This is a genomic window from Citrobacter sp. Cf072, from assembly GCF_030334485.1.
GTDB classification, from domain to species: domain Bacteria; phylum Pseudomonadota; class Gammaproteobacteria; order Enterobacterales; family Enterobacteriaceae; genus Citrobacter; species Citrobacter freundii.
Window position 1 is genome coordinate 1 of the sequence record NZ_JAOWDX010000030.1, and the last position, 19,834, is coordinate 19,834.

General features: G+C 48.9%; 19 protein-coding genes and 6 pseudogenes. 12 read left to right on the forward strand and 13 right to left on the reverse strand.

Annotated elements, in window-relative coordinates; genetic code table 11:
• Window positions 1-16: 16 nt before the first annotated feature.
• The 3 genes and pseudogenes from OGX66_RS02300 to OGX66_RS02310 form a co-directional block, all read right to left on the reverse strand.
• Window positions 17-518: pseudogene (locus OGX66_RS02300) on the reverse strand (IS1 family transposase).
• Window positions 437-712, reverse strand: coding sequence for an IS1-like element transposase (locus OGX66_RS02305; protein ID WP_000179213.1), 276 nt, complete (start codon window positions 710-712; stop codon window positions 437-439). Before OGX66_RS02305 ends, OGX66_RS02300 begins: the two are co-directional and overlap by 82 nt.
• A 76-nt stretch (window positions 713-788) precedes the next feature.
• Window positions 789-1,250 (reverse strand): Lrp/AsnC family transcriptional regulator, encoded by a 462-nt coding sequence (locus tag OGX66_RS02310; protein ID WP_042111185.1) that lies wholly within the window; start codon window positions 1,248-1,250, stop codon window positions 789-791.
• A 209-nt stretch (window positions 1,251-1,459) separates the two neighbouring features.
• Here OGX66_RS02310 and OGX66_RS02315 point away from each other — a divergent pair, with 209 nt between their 5' ends.
• The gene (locus tag OGX66_RS02315; RefSeq protein ID WP_286510839.1) at window positions 1,460-2,767 is read left to right on the forward strand and encodes an aromatic amino acid transport family protein; all 1,308 of its coding nucleotides are present in this window, start codon (window positions 1,460-1,462) and stop codon (window positions 2,765-2,767) included.
• 31 nt (window positions 2,768-2,798) lie between these two features.
• Window positions 2,799-4,004, forward strand: a complete 1,206-nt coding sequence (locus OGX66_RS02320) for a MalY/PatB family protein (protein ID WP_171278909.1) — start codon at window positions 2,799-2,801, stop codon at window positions 4,002-4,004.
• 213 nt (window positions 4,005-4,217) lie between these two features.
• On the opposite strand, the gene OGX66_RS02325 is transcribed toward OGX66_RS02320, so the two are convergent.
• From OGX66_RS02325 to OGX66_RS02350, 6 genes are all read right to left on the reverse strand, one after another.
• Window positions 4,218-4,721 (reverse strand): 4Fe-4S binding protein, encoded by a 504-nt coding sequence (locus tag OGX66_RS02325; RefSeq protein WP_225586246.1) that lies wholly within the window; start codon window positions 4,719-4,721, stop codon window positions 4,218-4,220.
• Between the two features lie 29 nt (window positions 4,722-4,750).
• Window positions 4,751-5,347: a molecular chaperone TorD family protein gene (locus OGX66_RS02330; protein WP_040031385.1), complete on the reverse strand. Its 597-nt coding sequence runs from the start codon at window positions 5,345-5,347 to the stop codon at window positions 4,751-4,753.
• Window positions 5,348-5,390: 43 nt separating this feature from the next.
• Window positions 5,391-6,164: a dimethyl sulfoxide reductase anchor subunit family protein gene (locus OGX66_RS02335; protein ID WP_040031386.1), complete on the reverse strand. Its 774-nt coding sequence runs from the start codon at window positions 6,162-6,164 to the stop codon at window positions 5,391-5,393.
• Window positions 6,157-6,783 carry a DMSO/selenate family reductase complex B subunit gene (locus tag OGX66_RS02340; protein ID WP_040031387.1) on the reverse strand — a complete coding sequence of 209 codons (627 nt, stop codon included), beginning with the start codon at window positions 6,781-6,783 and terminating at the stop codon, window positions 6,157-6,159. Before OGX66_RS02340 ends, OGX66_RS02335 begins: the two co-directional genes overlap by 8 nt.
• Before the next feature lie 13 nt (window positions 6,784-6,796).
• On the reverse strand, window positions 6,797-9,238 hold the full coding sequence (locus OGX66_RS02345; RefSeq protein ID WP_052439643.1) for a DMSO/selenate family reductase complex A subunit: 2,442 nt from the start codon (window positions 9,236-9,238) through the stop codon (window positions 6,797-6,799).
• Between the two features lie 505 nt (window positions 9,239-9,743).
• Window positions 9,744-10,448 carry an IS6-like element IS26 family transposase gene (locus tag OGX66_RS02350; RefSeq protein ID WP_035897520.1) on the reverse strand — a complete coding sequence of 235 codons (705 nt, stop codon included), beginning with the start codon at window positions 10,446-10,448 and terminating at the stop codon, window positions 9,744-9,746.
• A 176-nt stretch (window positions 10,449-10,624) separates the two neighbouring features.
• Here OGX66_RS02350 and OGX66_RS02355 point away from each other — a divergent pair, with 176 nt between their 5' ends.
• The 3 genes from OGX66_RS02355 to OGX66_RS02365 all read left to right on the forward strand — a co-directional run bounded on the left by OGX66_RS02355 (window position 10,625) and on the right by OGX66_RS02365 (window position 12,248).
• On the forward strand, window positions 10,625-11,182 hold the full coding sequence (locus OGX66_RS02355) for an OsmC family protein (protein WP_000108589.1): 558 nt from the start codon (window positions 10,625-10,627) through the stop codon (window positions 11,180-11,182).
• A 141-nt stretch (window positions 11,183-11,323) separates the two neighbouring features.
• Entirely contained in the window at window positions 11,324-11,905 is a 582-nt protein-coding gene (locus OGX66_RS02360) for a TetR/AcrR family transcriptional regulator (protein WP_000210409.1), read from the forward strand.
• Window positions 11,906-11,909: 4 nt separating this feature from the next.
• The gene (locus OGX66_RS02365; RefSeq protein ID WP_000888080.1) at window positions 11,910-12,248 is read left to right on the forward strand and encodes a carboxymuconolactone decarboxylase family protein; all 339 of its coding nucleotides are present in this window, start codon (window positions 11,910-11,912) and stop codon (window positions 12,246-12,248) included.
• 29 nt (window positions 12,249-12,277) lie between these two features.
• Here OGX66_RS02365 and OGX66_RS02370 read toward each other — a convergent pair whose 3' ends face one another.
• The gene (locus OGX66_RS02370) at window positions 12,278-12,607 is read right to left on the reverse strand and encodes a thioredoxin family protein (RefSeq protein WP_002431133.1); all 330 of its coding nucleotides are present in this window, start codon (window positions 12,605-12,607) and stop codon (window positions 12,278-12,280) included.
• Window positions 12,608-12,820: 213 nt separating this feature from the next.
• Here OGX66_RS02370 and OGX66_RS02375 point away from each other — a divergent pair, with 213 nt between their 5' ends.
• From OGX66_RS02375 to OGX66_RS02385, 3 genes are all read left to right on the forward strand, one after another.
• Window positions 12,821-13,927, forward strand: a complete 1,107-nt coding sequence (locus OGX66_RS02375) for an alkene reductase (RefSeq protein ID WP_006687059.1) — start codon at window positions 12,821-12,823, stop codon at window positions 13,925-13,927.
• Between the two features lie 65 nt (window positions 13,928-13,992).
• Window positions 13,993-14,694, forward strand: a complete 702-nt coding sequence (locus OGX66_RS02380; RefSeq protein ID WP_001194072.1) for a DsbA family oxidoreductase — start codon at window positions 13,993-13,995, stop codon at window positions 14,692-14,694.
• A 65-nt stretch (window positions 14,695-14,759) separates the two neighbouring features.
• Window positions 14,760-15,533: an SDR family NAD(P)-dependent oxidoreductase gene (locus tag OGX66_RS02385; RefSeq protein ID WP_004729618.1), complete on the forward strand. Its 774-nt coding sequence runs from the start codon at window positions 14,760-14,762 to the stop codon at window positions 15,531-15,533.
• Window positions 15,534-15,743: 210 nt separating this feature from the next.
• Here the strand turns inward: OGX66_RS02385 and OGX66_RS02390 are convergent.
• Window positions 15,744-16,091, reverse strand: a pseudogene (locus OGX66_RS02390) (EamA family transporter); the annotation flags it as partial.
• A 240-nt stretch (window positions 16,092-16,331) separates the two neighbouring features.
• On the opposite strand from OGX66_RS02390, the gene OGX66_RS02395 reads away from it, so the two are divergent.
• The 4 genes and pseudogenes from OGX66_RS02395 to OGX66_RS02410 form a co-directional block, all read left to right on the forward strand.
• The gene (locus tag OGX66_RS02395; RefSeq protein WP_171278908.1) at window positions 16,332-17,084 is read left to right on the forward strand and encodes an alpha/beta hydrolase family protein; all 753 of its coding nucleotides are present in this window, start codon (window positions 16,332-16,334) and stop codon (window positions 17,082-17,084) included.
• A 26-nt stretch (window positions 17,085-17,110) separates the two neighbouring features.
• Window positions 17,111-17,424 (forward strand): annotated as a pseudogene (locus OGX66_RS02400) (Tn3 family transposase); the annotation flags it as partial.
• Between the two features lie 99 nt (window positions 17,425-17,523).
• A pseudogene (locus tag OGX66_RS02405) lies at window positions 17,524-18,452 on the forward strand (IS110 family RNA-guided transposase); the annotation flags it as partial.
• A 352-nt stretch (window positions 18,453-18,804) separates the two neighbouring features.
• A pseudogene (locus OGX66_RS02410) lies at window positions 18,805-19,020 on the forward strand (EamA family transporter); the annotation flags it as partial.
• Window positions 19,021-19,083: 63 nt separating this feature from the next.
• Here OGX66_RS02410 and OGX66_RS02415 read toward each other — a convergent pair.
• Together OGX66_RS02415 and OGX66_RS02420 are read right to left on the reverse strand one after the other, a co-directional pair.
• Window positions 19,084-19,585: pseudogene (locus OGX66_RS02415) on the reverse strand (IS1 family transposase).
• Window positions 19,504-19,779, reverse strand: coding sequence for an IS1-like element transposase (locus OGX66_RS02420; RefSeq protein WP_000179213.1), 276 nt, complete (start codon window positions 19,777-19,779; stop codon window positions 19,504-19,506). Before OGX66_RS02420 ends, OGX66_RS02415 begins: the two are co-directional and overlap by 82 nt.
• Between the last annotated feature and the right edge of the window lie 55 nt (window positions 19,780-19,834).

Here is a 19,834-nt window from a genome sequence, read left to right on the forward strand (position 1 = left end):
GGGTAATGACTCCAACTTATTGATAGTGTTTTATGTTCAGATAATGCCCGATGACTTTGTCATGCAGCTCCACCGATTTTGAGAGCGACAGCGACTTCCGTCCCAGCCGTGCCAGGTGCTGCCTCAGATTCAGGTTATGCCGCTCAATTCGCTGCGTATATCGCTTGCTGATTACGTGCAGCTTTCCCTTCAGGCGGGATTCATACAGCGGCCAGCCATCCGTCATCCATATCACCACGTCAAAGGGTGACAGCAGGCTCATAAGACGCCCCAGCGTCGCCATAGTGCGTTCACCGAATACGTGCGCAAACCGTCTTCCGGAGCCTGTCATACGCGTAAAACAGCCAGCGCTGGCGCGATTTAGCCCCGACATAGCCCCACTGTTCGTCCATTTCCGCGCAGACGATGACGTCACTGCCCGGCTGTATGCGCGAGGTTACCGACTGCGGCCTGAGTTTTTTAAGTGACGTAAAATCGTGTTGAGGCCAACGCCCATAATGCGGGCGGTTGCCCGGCATCCAACACCATTCATGGCCATATCAATGATTTTCTGGTGCGTACCGGGTTGAGAAGCGGTGTAAGTGAACTGCAGTTGCCATGTTTTACGGCAGTGAGAGCAGAGATAGCGCTGATGTCCGGCAGTGCTTTTGCCGTTACGCACCACCCCGTCAGTAGCTGAACAGGAGGGACAGCTGATAGAAACAGAAGCCACTGGAGCACCTCAAAAACACCATCATACACTAAATCAGTAAGTTGGCAGCATCACCCTATTGTTGACCACTACACATCTATTTTATAGGTAACCCCTTAAAAGATTTAATCTCCTTGATACTGAAACTGGTATTCATCTCCTTTATATTCCCAATTTTTCGTATCCTTATCATTGATACGTTGTGAAAATCATCCATATCTTTTACTACAAGATGCAGAAGATAGTCGTATCTCCCGGAAATATTATGACAGGCAATTACATTATCAATCTTCATTATTTCTGCCTCAAAATGTTGCATGCACTCCTCGGAATGAAGATCTAATGTAATATTCATGAATGCATAAAAATTGTATCCAAGGCTTTTCGGTTCGATAAAAGCCCGATAGTTTTTTATCACTTCCTGCTCTAAAAACTTTAGCCGTTTCCAGCAGGCTGGAGGGGAAAGAAAAACACGCTTGGCAATCTCAGCGTTGTTCAGCCTGCCATCTTCCTGCAAGAGCTTTAAAATCTGCATATCAACTTTGTCAAGCTTTACCATGTTCAACCTCCTGTGATAGCAATCATATTCGTAATTTTATGAAATAAAATTAACCAAATCAACAAAAACAAGAAATAAGATAAGCCATAAATTGTAAAAATAGTTAATTTTTAAAAAGATAATTAATATGCTTGCCGGGTATAATCATTTATGAAGTGCAAACCTCTGTAAATAATTACCATAAAATATCCTCACACAGGAATATACCTATGACCATATTGGAACAGAACATCGACAGGGCCTCATTGTCACCAGAAGAGTGGAAAAAACTAACCCGATTTGACAGTACAGATGTAGGATGGATTATTATAAGCATAGGTATGGCTATCGGCGCCGGGATTGTGTTTTTACCGGTCCAGGTGGGGCTTATTGGATTGTGGGTATTCCTGCTTTCTTCCATCATTGGTTATCCGGCCATGTACCTGTTTCAAAGATTGTTTATCAATACGCTGGCAGATTCGCGAGAGTGTAAAGACTATCCCGGTGTTATCGAGGGCTATCTGGGAAAAAACTGGGGAATGCTCCTCGGTCTGCTCTACTTTCTCATGCTGGTCATCTGGATATTCGCCTACCCTACGGCGTTGACTAACGATACAGCGTCGTATTTACACACGTTTGGCTTAACTGAGGGTCTTTTATCAGAGAACCCTTTCTATGGCCTAATTCTTATTACATTTCTTGTGCTTATTGCTTCACGTAGTGAAGAACTCTTGTTCAGGATTTCCTCTTTCATGGTGTTATCAAAACTGGTGGTAGTGCTTATCCTGGGGTTGATGATGGTCAGCATGTGGGACCTCTCCAAAAACATCGGTTCATTCCCTTCTTTTAGTATTTTAATCAAAAACGCCATTATCACCTTGCCATTTACGTTGACATCAATCCTGTTTATTCAGTCTTTGAGTCCGATGGTAATTTCATATCGTGCAAAAAACAAATCTATAGAAGTGGTAAGATATAAAGCGCTAAGAGCAATGAATATCGCTTTTGGTACACTGTTCATCGTTGTTTTCTTTTATGCATTATCATTCACTTTCGCCCTCGGTCACGATGAAGCTGTCAAAGCCTACGAACAAAATATTTCAGCACTGGCTATTGCCGCACAGTTTATTGAAGGAGATGCAGCAAAGTATGTGACGCCAGTTGGTGTTGCATTGAATATCTTTGCCCTGATGACTGCCTTCTTCGGCGTTTACCTCGGGTTCAAAGAGGCTGTACAGGGACTGGCGATGAACGCATTGACCCGTTTTATACCCTCAGAGAAAATCAATAAAAAAGCGCTTAACGTTGGTATTGTCATTTTCACTATCGTCATCGCCTGGGGGGCAATCGTTCTGAACCTGCCGGTTCTGCTATTCACCTCAATCTGCAGCCCCATTTTCGGCATCGTTGGTTGCTTAATCCCTGCTTATTTGGTTTACAAGGTACCCTCCCTTCACCGATATAAGGGGGGTTCTCTGTATCTGATCATCTTTACTGGCATCCTGCTCTGTATTTCTCCGTTCCTGAAATTCATTTAATCAAACATATCTGTCCAAAGAAGGTTAAATTATGAAGTACAATTTTGATGAAATTATCAACAGAAAAAATACTGATGCCCTGAACTACGATGGGTGGAGACAATATATATTCAAGGCCGACAAGAATGCCCACTTTGACTTTAAGGACGATGAATTTGTCAGAATGTGGGTTGCTGATATGGATTTTGCGACACCTCCGGAAATCCTTGCAGCGATTCAGGAGAGGCTTGATAAAAAAATACTCGGTTACACAAAAGTTTACGATGATGAGTACTATCATATTTTCCACAACTGGTGCCAGAGACGCTATGACTGGAATATAGATACCACAGAGATCGTGCTTTCACCGGGCATTATCCCTGCACTTAACCGTCTGGTACCGTTACTGACACAACAGGATGAAAGTGTGTTGATCAATACACCATCCTATACGCCGTTTAAGCAGGCTGGAGACTATAGCTATCGTCGAGTGATCTGTTCTGATTTGCTGGAACAGGACAATGAATACGTTATCGACTTCAACGATATGGAGAAAAAACTAACCGATCCTTCTCTAAATATTAAGCTGTTCATTTTATCCAATCCGCAAAATCCAACCGGGAAGGTCTGGTCAGAACAAGAATTAATGAGAATGGGGCAGTTGTGCCTTAAAAACAATGTCTGGATCATTTCAGACGAAATACATTGTGATTTACTGAGAGATGGGGTCAATCATATCCCGATGGCAAAACTGTTCCCAGACACTGATAAGATCATCACCTGTATGGCACCAAGCAAAACCTTTAATCTTGCCGGAAATCTGATGTCCCATATTTTTATTAAAAATGAAAAGGTCAGAAAAGAATGGTTACGTCTTTATGATGAGTTTCTTTCACCACTGAGTCTGGCTGCGACCAAAGCTGCCTGGTCCCGGTGCGACGAGTGGCTGGAACAATTAAAACACTATCTTGATGATAACTTCAGACTGGTAGAAAAATTTACCCAGGAGCACTTTCCTGACGCAAACTTTAAAATTCCCGATGCAACTTATCTGGCATGGATAAATATTGAGAAATACCTGCCACCGCAGGTAGACAGACAACAGCTTTCTCTCTATTTCGCCAACCAGACGGGAATACTGCTTGAAGGCGGGAACATGTTTGTAAGCAATGGAGAGGGTTACATCCGGATTAATCTTGCCTGTCCACGCGCCGTGATACAAGAAGGATTAGAGAGAATAAGAAAAGCACTGAAATAGTAAATCCCTGAAAATTTCAGCCTGATCATTCAAAAGGTCGCAGTTTAAACAATGCGACCTTTATACCGGATAATTTAGCATGTTGAATCGATTTTCGGAGACTCTCTATCGCGCTGGACGGCTCTGCATGTACATTGTCGCCTGAAAAATAATATCAGGGATATAAATAGCCTGTTAATACATCGTTTCCTCTCTTCATGACACTCTGACTCATCAATATAGTGTCACAGCATTGTGAGGGCATTGGACAACGCATTCGCCACAACCATCACAGCGTTCGTTGTCAGCCGACACCAGTCCAGACTCATTAATAAAGCAAGCCTGTCGTGGGCATACATCCACGCACTGTTTACACTGTCTGACAGGATTCACACAGGCAGAGTTACAGAACACCGGGCGCAGTCCGGTATCAAAACGAGACTGCACGCGTAGCGCGTCACTCGAACATGCTGCGATACACAAACCACAGCCATCACAACTGGCATATTCAATCATCAGTTGCGGGTAACCGTCTTCATGTCTGGACAGGACTCCCATTGGGCAGACATCAATGCACTGACTACATTGGGTACACTGGGTAATGAACTCCGCATCAGGAACCGCCCCTGGCGGCAGCGAATGTCCCAGCCGGGTAGACAGTACTTCTGGCGTTGTGTGCTTTGCCGCGCTGACAAATGCACGAAACAGTCCGCGCCGACTGACGTGCCGGTGAGCCATCAATTCATGATAATATTTCTCTGATTTGTTCATCCGAAATACAGCCGCTTCACCGCAGGTTGCAACGCCCGTTGCTGTTGCAAATCCTGCAAATAGCGCGAGGTCACGGCGGCAAGGCGAGCATAGAACGGACTCACCCTGTTGCCCTGCAGACGTTCAAGATAGCGATATCCCCACGGTAACAAATAAACCTCTAACAGCTGATTAACTGCTGCATCTTTTCCAGCATCAAGTATCGCACTGCAGGCTAACAACATCAGCCCAAACTGATCTTCCGGCTCATTTTGACCCGAATTAAAAGTCATTCCCTGAGACTGCAGAAACGCCCGGTACTCAGCGGTGGTATTGCCCATTAGCAGGTTATCGCGTTCCAGCCAGACAGATCCCCAGGGTGGCACGGGCATTTCGCCCTGTCCTTCAAACAGCACGGAGAATTGCCATGCCAGTTCATCATTATCGGGAAACGGCCAGTCTGCGCACAGTGAAGCTGTCCCCGCAGGGTCGCGCCATGGGTACAGTTCCGACAGAGTGGGCAGACAGTCGAAAAGTGCTTTCACCTCTGGTCGTTCCGGAGAGTAGTAAAACAGTGCACCGAGGATCCTCGGTAATACAATATTGGGGGACATCCTGAATTCTCCTGAAAACAGAGCGGCTACAGCCGCTCACAGATTACATCGGCAACGTCCACAGATTGTAGAATGCGATCCTACCCACCAGTTCCGCAGCGATAACCACCAGTGACGTGGTCGCCAGAACGGCCACATTAGTTTTGAGTCGTACCCAGGCCAACACACCGACAATGCCGACAGCCAGCAGTACAACCTGAGCAGTGAACCAACTGGATTGAGCCGCAGTTAGCACCCCATCAGCATCCATAAGCGTCAAAATATAACCTGGACGCAGGCAGAAGCTGACCAGAATCGCCAGCACGCTCACCAGCAACCCCAGGCGCAGACCAAACAGTCCGGCCAGAATGCCGCCACCGATCATCGGAGTCAGGACCATCATCACCGTAGTGTAAGATGTCCGCCAGGTGACCACCGTCGGCAACTGATAGATTTGCGGGATGGCGAAGATAAAAACCACCCCCACCGCAGCCGCCAGCCACACCAGTCCTTTACATAACGAAGCTGCTCCACGATTGAGAAGCAACCCCAGTGCGCCCAGCCCGCCAAGTGTCGCAAACACCGCCGATAACACGATTTCGTTGCTCATCGGTGAATGGCCCACTCGCAGCAACATATTCAATGCTCGTAAAGGCTGGCCTACATGGAAAATGCCCAGCAACACCCCAACGCCAAACAGACACATCGCAGAGAAAAGACCAACGGCCATACGCTGCCTGTCAACCTGCCCCAGGGTGCCGCCAATCAGCAACAGAATAAACGCGCCAACTGCGCTCTGAGTAAAGACGGTAAAAAAGACCAGAGGTAACTCATGCATTGCGCACCTCACTCATGTTCACGATGGCCCCTTCCTTGTCTCCCGTCGGGCGGGCCTTCGGATGGGGTTTAATAATAAGGTTAGGATGAGTAAACGATGCGGCGGGTAACGGCGCGATTTCATTCTCAGTGCCATATTTCTTCCGTAACTCATCGATCGGCCCGAAATCCAGCGCGCGCTGTGGACAAGAGTCCACACAAATTGGTCGCAGATTTTTCTCCAGTCGATCAAGGCAACCATCGCACTTACGCATCACTTTAGCCTGAGCATCAAATTGTGGCGCGCCATACGGGCAGCGCATTTCGCAATAACGGCATCCGACACAAATATTGTCATCGACCAGCACCAGTCCGTCCTCTTCACGTTTGTGCATCGCTCCGGTAGGACATCCAGAGACACAAACCGGTTCATCACAGTGGTTACAGGCAATAGAGAGGTAGTAGGTAAAAGTGTCGTTGTGCCAGCTTTCTCCTTCTTTCACCCAACTTCCGCCGCCATATTCATATACCCGACGGAATTTCGGTCCCACGTCCAGATCTTTATTATCCTTGCAACTAACCTGGCAGGTTTTACAACCTGAGCAACGCGAGGAGTCAACATAAAAGCCATACTGTTTCATTGCGGATCACTCCTTAAGCGCGTTTGATTTCAACCAGGTTGGTATGTTGCGGGTTCCCTTTTGCCAGCGGCGACGGCAGGTGGCTGGTCAACGTGTTAATACATCCGCCCACGTCCACACCGTTGCTGTCCAGTCGGGTCCACGCGCCTTGCGGCATTGCCACCACGCCCGGCAGAATGCGCTGTGTCACCTTGCAGGGGATCTCCACCACACCGCGATCGTTGAATACATGGATCATATCGCCTGATTTCAACTGACGCGTGTTGGCGTCTATCGGGTTGATCCAGACTTCATCCGGTACCGCTTCATGCAGCATCAGCACACTGGCATATGTTGAGTGCGTGTGACCTTTGGTGTGAAAACCGCTCATCTGTAGCGGATATTTTGCTGTCAGACTCTTGTTCAGATGGGACTCTGTCACTACACAAAATTCAGGAACAGCCGGAATGCGATCTCCTTCCGGTAGTGTCCAGGCTTTAGCCAGTTCCGCCAGAGTGTGCGAGTAAATCTCAATCTTCCCGGAAGGTGTCGTCAGTGGACTGGCAATCGGATCATGGCGGAAATCAGCAAGGATAATACTGTCCTCATCACGAGTACTTTGCTGATCGATAACCCCCATATTCATTGCAACTTCCCATTCAGGCAAATATGATCGCTTCTCTTTAACTTGTCCGTAATGCTTCGCCATCCACTCTGCCTGGGTACGCCCCTCAGTAAAACGCTCTCTCACCCCAAGATGCCCCGCAATATCTGCACAGATATCATAGGTACTGCGTACTTCCCACATCGGTGTGATCGTTTTTTGCATTGCAATCATGTAATGATGAGAACCGGCTGCATAGGAACTGTCCACCAGATCCTCGGCTTCTAAGTAGCTAGTTTCTGGAAGAAGGATATCGGCAAAGCGGGCACTGGCAGTCATATGGTTATCAATAACCACGATAGTTTCGCACAGGCTGTCATCTTCAAGTATTTTGCGTGTACGATTGATATTTCCATGTTGATTCAGAAGTGCATTCCCGGCCTGGTTGAAGAACAGTTTAATACCAGTTTTCAGTTTATCCGCGCCTTTGACCCCCATAGTGGTGGCTGTCATTTTTTCCGGACTTTGAATCGCATCTGTCCACAGATAGCAGGGGATTGACACCTTAACGGAATTTTCACCAATCGGCAGAGCAGGAACACCATAAGGTGTTCCGTATGTCCAGTTCCCATTGTTGGTTCCTGGCAATCCAAAATGACCCGTCAGGGCAGGAAGTATCTGAACCGCTCTGGAAGTCTGTTCACCATTCGCATGACGCTGTGGTCCCCATCCCTGAGCAATGAAACAGGCCCGAGCTCCGGCCATTTCACGTGCCAACTGGCGAATACGAATTGCCGGGATGCCACAGATATCTGCCGCCCATTCAGGTGTTTTTTCGACGCCGTCATCGCCGTTACCCAGAACATAGTCTTTATAACTGGCGTTTGGTTTCGCTGCTTCTGGAAGGGTGCTACGATCATAACCGACACAATAAGTATTGACTCGTTCTTCGTCGATCAGATTTTCTTTTATCAACGTGTGTGCAATAGCTGCTACCAGTGCAGCATCGGTTGTAGGGCGAATTGGTAACCATTCAGCATGTTCTGTAACAACAGAGTCTGTATAGCGCGGATCGATAATAATCACCCGGGCGCCTGATATTTCCAGCGCACGGCGCAGTTCTTCAACTTGCCCACCACCGGACATCCGAGTCTCAGATAAATTCAGACCAAAAAAAACCACAAGGTCAGAATGCGCAATCTGGCTAAAATGACTGGCAAACTGTACTCCTGTAGCACCATACGTGTAAGATGTGGCGGTAAAGTTTTGAGCGTTTGAGTAATTATTGTAATACTGCAGAAAACCGCCATTCAGGTTCAATAACCTCTTCCATGCGGGGGTTCCTTGATTATGATAATACGCGCCAGATTGATAATTAAAATAGATTGCTTCATTTCCATATTTTTCAGAAACGCGCTTTAATTCAGCGGCAATAAAGGCTGTGGCCTCATCCCATGAAATGCGTTTAAATTTCCCTTCTCCGCGTTTACCAACGCGTTTCATCGGATATTTAATCCGGTCAGGGCTGTAAACTCGCCAGCGGCTGGAACGACCTCGCAGACAAGGACGGATTTGGTGTTCACCGAATACCGAATCATCCTTAGCATCTTCCGGTTCAATTCGCACAATCCGATCATCTTTAACTATGACTTTCAGTGCACAGCGGCTGCCACAGTTTACTAAGCAGGCACTATGTCTTATGGTTTCAATTCCCTCCTTTCCCGTAGCCGATGTAGTATCAGCTGCATTGAGAGTAAACGGCAGGGTCAGTGTGCTTGATGCTGCAACCGCAGCACTAATTTTGGTGGTGTTCACAATAACCTGTCTGCGGGACAGGTCCTGTTGTAATAGCTCATTAATTATTGTTTTCATGTAATTCCCATAACCTCTGAAATAGCTTCCTGTATATAGCATTACATTGGGTTATAAGAGTGTTATTGACAACAATCAATTAATACACAATCACGAAGATATAATTTTTATTACTGAGAAAGACAGACCGGTAACTTTCAAAGAAGTTGTCGTATGTTCATACTACCCAGCGTTCTTTTTTCGGGTTTAGCGATACAGTTTCTATCTGTGACCAGTTTCGAGTTTGTTGTGACCAGCGATCCGGATTCGTTTTCTCGCTGTTTCGTAGATAATTTTACGGCGGGCGAGGATCCCTATATTCTCCCCTCGATGTTATTCATCCGGTGTTACATACCTTATTCCGGTAAGGCGATGCTGGATGTTGTACCACGCAACCGAACCCATTGCGCGGCCATTGAGGGCAGTATTGCAGCATTCTGTAGAAGGGGTCAGTTTGGAGATCGGAAATTTTTGGGCACTGTTGCAAAGTTAGCGATGAGGCAGCCTTTTGTCTTATTCAAAGGCCTTACATTTCAAAAACTCTGCTTACCAGGCGCATTTCGCCCAGGGGATCACCATAATAAAATGCTGAGGCCTGGCCTTTGCGTAGTGCACGCATCACCTCAATACCTTTGATGGTGGCGTAAGCCGTCTTCATGGATTTAAATCCCAGCGTGGCGCCGATTATCCGTTTCAGTTTGCCATGATCGCATTCAATCACGTTGTTCCGGTACTTAATCTGTCGGTGTTCAACGTCAGACGGGCACCGGCCTTCGCGTTTGAGCAGAGCAAGCGCGCGACCATAGGCGGGCGCTTTATCCGTGTTGATGAATCGCGGGATCTGCCACTTCTTCACGTTGTTGAGGATTTTACCCAGAAACCGGTATGCAGCTTTGCTGTTACGACGGGAGGAGAGATAAAAATCGACAGTGCGGCCCCGGCTGTCGACGGCCCGGTACAGATACGCCCAGCGGCCATTGACCTTCACGTAGGTTTCATCCATGTGCCACGGGCAAAGATCGGAAGGGTTACGCCAGTACCAGCGCAGCCGTTTTTCCATTTCAGGCGCATAACGCTGAACCCAGCGGTAAATCGTGGAGTGATCGACATTCACTCCGCGTTCAACCAGCATCTCCTGCAGCTCACGGTAACTGATGCCGTATTTGCAGTACCAGCGTACGGCCCACAGAATGATGTCACGCTGAAAATGCCGGCCTTTGAATGGGTTCATGTGCAGCTCCATCAGCAAAAGGGGATGATAAGTTTATCACCACCGACTATTTGCAACAGTGCCCTATTTTTTATAAAAGAGTAGACAAAAGAGGTTCGCGATATTAATCTACCAACTAGATGATTGGTACTGATTACACCAGCTATACCTTTTATCAAGAAATTACAGGAGCCATTATGTCTACTACCGTTAAACCTTCTGCAGACGCAGCTGCGATCCACAATACCCGTGAAGCAGTTCGCAGCCAGCCTGGCCTGGGTAACCTGACTTTCCAGATGAAAGCCCGTTCCAGCGGCGGATTAACCGTTCGCACAGAGACCGGCGCCACAATCCAGAACGGCGTTATCGATACCAGCCGTGTGGGGAAATTTTCTAATATCGGTGATGAACCCGCAGGTTTACTCGGCACCGATACCGGCATGAGCCCGACTGAATACATCATGCAGGCGCTGGCTGGCTGTTATACCGCCACCCTTACCATGATGGCTGCTGAAAAAGGGATCGACCTGGACGGTATCGAGCTGGATCTTAATTTCGATATCAACCTCAACGGCTTCCTTGGGCTGGACAGCAACGTGCGTAAAGGTGCGAAATCTATTCGCGTCGATGTTCACCTTACGAGCAAGACCGCCAGTCGCGAGGAGTTAGAAGCGCTGGTCAGCGAAATGCAAAAGAATTCGCCAATCCACGATACTCTGGCTAATCCGGTTGAAATGATTACACGCCTGGCGTGATGTCAGAGATGTAATGCTGCCATTCAGAATGCAGGATGGCAGTGACGTTCAGTTCTGCACGATACTGAGTCAGTGATACAACTTGCTACGGAAAAATAGCAACAATATAATCTATCAACTAGTAGATTATATGGAGTAATTATGACAACCATGACACGGGAACGGCTGCTCAGCGAAGCAGAACACCTGATGCGCGAAAAAGGGTATTCAGCATTCAGCTATGCTGATTTATCAAAAATAGTGGGTATCACCAAGGCCAGTATTCATCACCATTTCCCGACCAAAGATATTCTGGGTGAGCAGGTGGTAATACAGGCGTTCTCTGATACACAACGCGTATTTGAGCAGATAGAGGCGACTGAGAAAAGCGCGGAGAGAAGAATTGCGGCTTACATCGATATCTTCGCGCAAAGCCATAAAGCTTCGCTACTGCCACTGTGTTGTGCGTTGTCAGCAGAGACCGCCAATCTGCCTCAGGCAATTACTGTACAGACATCACTTTATTTCGATATGCAAATCGAGTGGCTCACAAAAGTCGTCAGGGCGGGCATGGAGTCAGGTGAGTTTTCATCCCATGCCGAACCATCAGATATTGCTTTGATGATCATTAATGTCTGTGAAGGCTCAAGCGTAGTGGCGCATGCAACGGCCAGACCCGAAGTCTTCGCCAACAGCCTTAAGTATATAAAACTGCTTCTTAATACCCCTCATTCAGGAGAATGACACTATGCTGGACTGGAACAACTATCGCTCAGAGTTAATGCAACGTTTAGGCGAGTTGGGCAAACTGACCCCCGAGACCATGAAAGGCGTGGTTGCCCTGGGCAACGCAGGTAACAAAACTGACCTTTTGGGCGCAAAAGTGCGTGAACTCATTGCCCTGGCGTGCGCAGTCACAACCCGCTGCGACGGCTGTATTGCTTTTCACGCCGACGCAGCTGTGAAAGCCGGTGCAACCGACGCTGAAATTGCTGAAGCGCTGGGCGTGGCGATTAACCTCAACGCTGGCGCGGCGGTCATTTATTCAGCCCGCACTCTGGATGCCGTCGGTCAGGCACGCGGTTAAGCATTAATAAATTCCACGTTAAAAGGGCATTACTGCCCTTTTTTTATGTCCGCAATAGCCTGAGCATATACCGATGCAGGTTTCACACCCGGTATGCGTTTAACTAATTGCCCTTCATGAAATATCAGCACAGACGGCAGCCCCCAGATCTCGTATTTGGTTGTCAGCACCGGCGCCTGATCTACATTGACTTTCCCCACCTGAATATCTCTATCGAGCCGGTCTGCAAACTGACTGAACATTTCTTCGCTGGCCTGACAGGGCGGACACCAGGGTGCAGAGAAACGTACCACCGATATTCCTTTGTACTGCTCTATCTGGCGGAAATTATCTTCGTTATAAGCTGTTAATGTACGCATGGTGATGACCTCGCAAAATGAGTGACAATTCAGAAATGGCTGCGTTATGACAAAAAAATACGACACACCCATTGACCTACCTACTAGATGGTTGGTATATTGCCACCCATCAGATGTTTATGCAACTCCAGTGCGCGACGTCCAGTCGATGATACTGCCGGGCTGTGCAAATCCCTGCCGGGATACTCCTTTTTGTTTTTTGTGAGGTATACGATGAGTAAGCTTTTCACCCCCTACAATCTGTCTGGCCTGGCGTTAAAAAACCGTGTAGTCATGGCACCGATGACCCGCACCCGCACCATGAATGACGTGCCGGATGAGGTCGTGGCTTTGTACTATGCACAGCGTGCTTCTGCTGGCCTGCTCATCACCGAAGGGATGCCGGTTTCAGAAGAAGGCCGGGGTTACCTTTATACCCCTGGTATCTACAACGACGAACACGTCCAGGGCTGGCGTAAGGTGACACAAGCGGTTCACGCCAAAGGTGGCCGTATTTTCGCGCAGCTCTGGCACGTCGGCCGTATGTCTCACGTCTCTCTTCAGCCAGGCCACATAGCGCCGGTTTCAGCGGGCACCGTTCAGGCGGTCAATACCACCGTTTTTGCGCTGACCGAATCCGGAGAACCTGGCCCGGTTGTACCAAGCCAGCCACGCGCGCTGGAAACGCATGAAGTTAAACGCATCACTGCAGACTTCGTGCACTCCGCACGCCTGGCGATGGAAGCCGGCTTTGACGGCGTGGAAATCATGGCGGCAAACGGATTCATCTTTGACCAGTTCCTCAGTAGCGAACTGAACACCCGCACCGACGAATACGGCGGCTCGGTGGAAAATCGTCAGCGTTTCCTGCTGGAGACCATTGACGCCGTGGCGGAAGCCGTGGGTAACAGCCACGTTGCCGTGCGCCTGTCACCGTTCGGCCGCATTTATGACCTCGCGCCGTATGAAGGTGAAGAGCAAACCTGGTCAGCCATCACCGACGCGCTCGGTCAGCGGGAACTGGCCTACGTACACCTTTACTATCAGCCGGTGTACACCAAAGCGCCACTTCCGGAAGGCTTCCGCCGCCGTTTTCGCAACACGTTTAAAGGCACCATCATCGCTGCCGGCGGTTTTACCCGTGATATCGCAGAGCAGGCTCTGGAAGATGATGAGCTGGATCTGGTGGCATTTGGTGTGCCCTACATCGCTAACCCGGATCTGGTTGAAAGAATGCAAAACGGCTGGCCACTGGCAGAAAGTGACCGCGCCACCTACTACGGCGTCAGTGGTTCCCCGGAAAAAGGCTATACCGATTACCCGGTCTGGCAGGCGCAATAAATCCCATACGGTCGCGGTTCTCTGATAAGTGAGATCCGACCGCCCAACGTCTTTGAGGAATCATTATGCAAACGCTGAAACCCACCCTTACCATCGATATCTGGTCAGATTTGGTCTGCCCGTGGTGCTGGATTGCTAAAAAAAGATTTGAACAGGGTCTGAATCGCTTTGAATTTCGCGACCAGGTGGTGATCCGCCATCACAGCTACCGTCTGGCCGGTGGTACTCCCGCGATGCCTTTTAAGGATGCCATCGTTAAAAAGCTGGGCAGTCAGCATTCAGCGGAGCTGATGATGAATCAGGTGGGCACCGCCGGTAAATCTGAAGGTCTGATCTACAACTTCGACGGCATGATGTTTGGTGATACAGAAGATGCACACACCCTGCTGGTTGCCGCGCGTAAGGCCGGAATTGCGGACGCGGTGGAAGAACGTTTTTATCATGGCAGTATCACCGAAGGTCGCTCTCTCTTTGACCGTCAGCAGCTCGTTGCCATGGCCGTAGAAGCCGGTATGCCGAAAGCTGACGCTGAAGCCGCCCTGGAAAATGACGATTTTCGCGCCACCGTTTCCGACGATGAAGCCCACGCACAGTCTATTGGCCTCAGCGGCGTTCCGGTTTTTGTGATGAACGAAAAATATGCCATCAGCGGGGCTCAGGCAGCAGATAACTTTTTGAATGCCCTGCGTCAGGTCTGGGATGAACAGCAAACCGAATTTTCAGCCACTGCGGGTCAGACCTGCGGAACGGATGGCTGCAGTATTTAATCCGTCAACCGCCGGCAGTTTCACGCTGCCGGCAACGTCTTACCCACCAGTAATGGAGTCAGAAAATGAACACTTTTTTCAAAGGTAAAAAACTGCTCGTCGTCGGCGGTACCAGCGGCATGGGCCTGGCCGTGGCACGCATGGTACTGGAAGCGGGCGGCAGTGTCGTGCTGACCGGGAATAAAAAAGACAAAGCCGAAGCGGTGCAAAAAGAACTGAGCCCTCTGGGACCGGTTGCGGTCATCGCGGCGAACCTGATGACCGAAGAAGGTATGGAAACTATCCGTCAGGAAATTAATGCTCACCATCGCGATATCAGCCTGATGGTGAATGCCGCCGGTATCTTCATGCCCAAAGGATTTACCGAGCACAGCTTTGCCGATTATGACATGTATCTTTCGCTGAACCGAGCCACGTTCTTTATTACACAGGATGTCGTGAAGAACATGCTCGCCGCGAAGCTCGAAGGGTCTATCGTCAACGTCGGTTCGATTGGTGCTCAGGCTGCACTGGGTGACTCGCCGGCCTCGGCCTATTCAATGGCAAAAGCGGGTCTGCATGCCCTGACGCGTAATCTGGCGATTGAGCTGGCCAGCGCGGGTATTCGTGTCAACGCGGTGTCTCCCGGGATTGTTCATACGCCGATATACGAAGGCTTCATGGACAAAGCGGATATCGCAGATGCTATGAAGTCGCTGAACGATTTCCACCCGCTGGGACGCGTCGGAACTGCCGAAGATGTGGCAAACACTATTCTCTTCCTGTTGTCTGACAAAACCTCATGGGTGACGGGCGCTATCTGGGATGTCGATGCGGGCATCATGGCGGTCAGACGATAACCCAGTGACGCTGGCATAAGCCGCCCCTTAAGGGCGGCATTTTTTTGTCGCCAGACATGTCATCAGCAGGCTTCACTAAGAATATTCACGACCTGTTCATCCGTGCCTTTTGTGTTCCCGGCACAGGGTGTTATGCCGGGTTCTGACGACATCCTGACAGGACAAAACGGCCAGAGAGAAAGGGGTTATACACGATGAGGAGCCGGTAACGGAGAGTGATTCCCCTTTAAATAATCCGTGGATCACCATCGCAAACTGTACGGCACCAAAAAGTAACAGCGCACCTGCCCCGGTATCGAGATGGATATAGGCGACAGAGAAGAGCACTGCGTACACCATGAGGTAAAATCCGCTCAGCGGACGCCACAGCGATAATGTAGTTTTTGCGTGATAAAACAAGAAAGGTGACAGGACGAGTGCACCACTGGCCAGCCTGAGGCTGCTGAATGAAAGGGGATCAATGTGGCCTCCCTGCAGGGCCAGACGGCACAGAATAGAGTTTGCAGCAAACGCCAGCATTGCCAGGGATATTTTAAGAATGAGCGCGCAATTGGCCATTCAGTGAGACCTCATAAAATTCTTGTAAGCTACCATCTAGTTGGTAGCATAGCGTAAGTGATCACCGAACAGGAAGCAATAATCAGCTTTCAAACTGGAAGGTGAGGACAGGCATTCGGAATGAATTCTGTTTCACATCCCCAGTAGAGGAAGGAAAACGCGTAATGCCAGATGCAGAGCAGAAGATTATTTTTCCCTGCGATCAAACATATGAAATCAGTTTAAGACCTGGAATATCCTATGAAAAAACTAAAATTTACGTTCAAAAATGCGGCTGGTGAAGAACTGGCCGGATTGCTTGAACTTCCTGAAAATCCTAAAGCGTTTGCGCTGTTAGCTCATTGTTTTACGTGTGGCAAAGACCTCAAAGGCGCGGCGCGTATTGCGCGGAAACTGACAGAGAATGCTATCGCCGTTCTCCGGTTTGATTTTACTGGTCTGGGAAACAGCGAAGGGGATTTTTCCAACACCAACTTCTCATCCAATATTTCGGACCTGCTTTGCGCGGTAGATTATCTCCGCCGACAGTACGAAGCGCCTTCTTTGCTCATCGGCCATAGCCTGGGGGGATCGGCCATTCTGTCTATTGCCGGCGAAGTTCCTGAGGCAAAGGCCGTTGTCACCATAGGATCACCCGGAGAACTGACACACGTAAAACGTCTTTTTAAGGATGATGTTGAAAACATTAACCAGCATGGAGCCTATCCCGTTGAGCTGGCCGGGCGGGTATTTACCTTAAAGAAACAGATGCTGGACAATATTCAGGAACACAAAATCGCTCATAAGGTGTTCGCCATGAACAAGCCTCTGCTTATTTTTCATGCGACTGAAGATGATACTGTGTTAATTGAGCAGGCCGAAAAAATATTCAAAGCAGCAAAGCATCCCAAGAGTTTCATTTCGTTGGGTAAGGCGGATCACCTTCTGACTCATGCTCAGGATGCTGAATACGTTGCCGATATCATTATATCGTGGGGCGAATGTTACCTATAAACAGAGTAAATGCGTTCAAACTCGTAGCGCAGAGGGCGATTTTCTGCAGAGATCGGACGCTGTTTATGCTGGACTGATTTTGCGATAAAGGCTTAGGCCGATGCATACAGGCGGGGCTGAATAAGGGTGAGGCCCTTGGGCGAGCATCCTTCATGCACCGGCTGAATGAAATCAGGGATCTGGGGGTGGGAGGATCAGTGTTACCACGCCACCGGCGCTGACACTACATACGGCGGCGATAACACTCTGGAATACGGTTTATATAGAAAGAACCATTGAGCCGCTTAAGCAAAAAGGAGTCCCTGTTAATGAACTGCTGGTTTCTCATCCTTCTCCACTGCTGTACAAAATATAGTCTTAGCGTGGGATAATTAATGAGATGGTCACTCCCTCCTTCCCGGTACTATGCTGAGGATAGGCTTTCATTCGGAGAACTATCATGGAAAACATTGCGCTCATTGGTATCGATCTGGGTAAAAACTCTTTCCATATTCATTGCCAAGATCGTCGCGGCAAGGCTGTTTACCGTAAAAAATTTACACGGCCAAAGTTAATCGAATTTTTGGCGACATGCCCCGCTACAACCATCGCAATGGAAGCCTGTGGTGGCTCTCACTTTATGGCACGCAAGTTGGAAGAGTTGGGGCATTTTCCTAAGCTGATATCACCACAATTTGTCCGTCCATTCGTTAAAAGTAACAAAAACGACTTTGTCGACGCCGAAGCTATTTGTGAAGCTGCATCGCGTCCGTCTATGCGTTTTGTACAGCCCAGAACTGAATCTCAGCAGGCAATGCGTGCGCTGCATCGTGTCCGTGAATCCTTGGTTCAGGATAAGGTAAAAACAACCAATCAGATGCATGCTTTTCTGCTGGAATTTGGCATCAGCGTTCCACGAGGAGCTGCCGTTATTAGCCGACTGAGTACCCTTCTTGAGGACAATAGTTTGCCTCTATACCTCAGCCAGTTATTGCTGAAATTACAACAGATTATCACTATCTTGTTGAGCAGATTAAAGATTTGGAATCCCAGTTGAAACGAAAGTTGGACGAAGATGAGATTGGACAGCGCTTGCTGAGCATTCCCTGCGTCGGAACACTGACAGCGAGTACTATTTCAACTGAGATTGGCGACGGGAAGCAGTACGCCAGCAGTCGTGACTTTGCGGCGGCAACAGGGCTAGTGCCTCGACAGTACAGCACGGGAGGTCGGACGACATTGCTGGGAATTAGTAAGCGAGGTAACAAAAAGATCCGAACTTTGTTGGTTCAATGTGCCAGGGTATTCATACAAAAACTGGAACACCAGTCTGGCAAATTGGCCGATTGGGTCAGGGATCTACTGTGTAGGAAAAGCAACTTTGTCGTCACTTGTGCTCTGGCAAACAAGCTGGCCAGAATAGCCTGGGCCCTAACGGCACGACAGCAAACTTATGTAGCATAACGGCAGAAATACACCGGTTTAAAGAATCACTGATCTGGTTTTGCGAATACTGATATTGATGATACTAACGGCCCACCGGCCTGTTGAGGAACCTGTAAAACGGAAAGGCTCATTGAAGCCGTATATTTTCTGGAGGTTCATCAGGCGCGGAACTCATCGAGGCGCGGGAATAAAATCCCATTCAGACGCCGGATAGATTCAAGCAAGCCAATTTATCGTCAAAATCGGTGTTGCAAAAACGGGAGTGACCATAGATTCCGTTTTCTGAGACGTCCCCAGTATGGCAACCACGATCAGTCTGCTGGAGCCGGTTATAGCCGCACTGCTGGCCGTTGTGCTCGTCGGTGAAAGGCTGCCGCCTTCCGGATGGGCAGGCGTCGGACTGATAGTTGCGTGTCTGGGGCTCATCACCGTTCCGGCTGGAAAGTTACGTTTCAGTCTGTTCCGGCAACGGAAAGAAAACTTTGAAATCGCAAAAAGGAAAGAATTATGAAAGATAAAGCGTCATTTGACTCATTTTCGGCTCTCGATATGCGTGCCGGGTAATGACTCCAACTTATTGATAGTGTTTTATGTTCAGATAATGCCCGATGACTTTGTCATGCAGCTCCACCGATTTTGAGAGCGACAGCGACTTCCGTCCCAGCCGTGCCAGGTGCTGCCTCAGATTCAGGTTATGCCGCTCAATTCGCTGCGTATATCGCTTGCTGATTACGTGCAGCTTTCCCTTCAGGCGGGATTCATACAGCGGCCAGCCATCCGTCATCCATATCACCACGTCAAAGGGTGACAGCAGGCTCATAAGACGCCCCAGCGTCGCCATAGTGCGTTCACCGAATACGTGCGCAAACCGTCTTCCGGAGCCTGTCATACGCGTAAAACAGCCAGCGCTGGCGCGATTTAGCCCCGACATAGCCCCACTGTTCGTCCATTTCCGCGCAGACGATGACGTCACTGCCCGGCTGTATGCGCGAGGTTACCGACTGCGGCCTGAGTTTTTTAAGTGACGTAAAATCGTGTTGAGGCCAACGCCCATAATGCGGGCGGTTGCCCGGCATCCAACACCATTCATGGCCATATCAATGATTTTCTGGTGCGTACCGGGTTGAGAAGCGGTGTAAGTGAACTGCAGTTGCCATGTTTTACGGCAGTGAGAGCAGAGATAGCGCTGATGTCCGGCAGTGCTTTTGCCGTTACGCACCACCCCGTCAGTAGCTGAACAGGAGGGACAGCTGATAGAAACAGAAGCCACTGGAGCACCTCAAAAACACCATCATACACTAAATCAGTAAGTTGGCAGCATCACC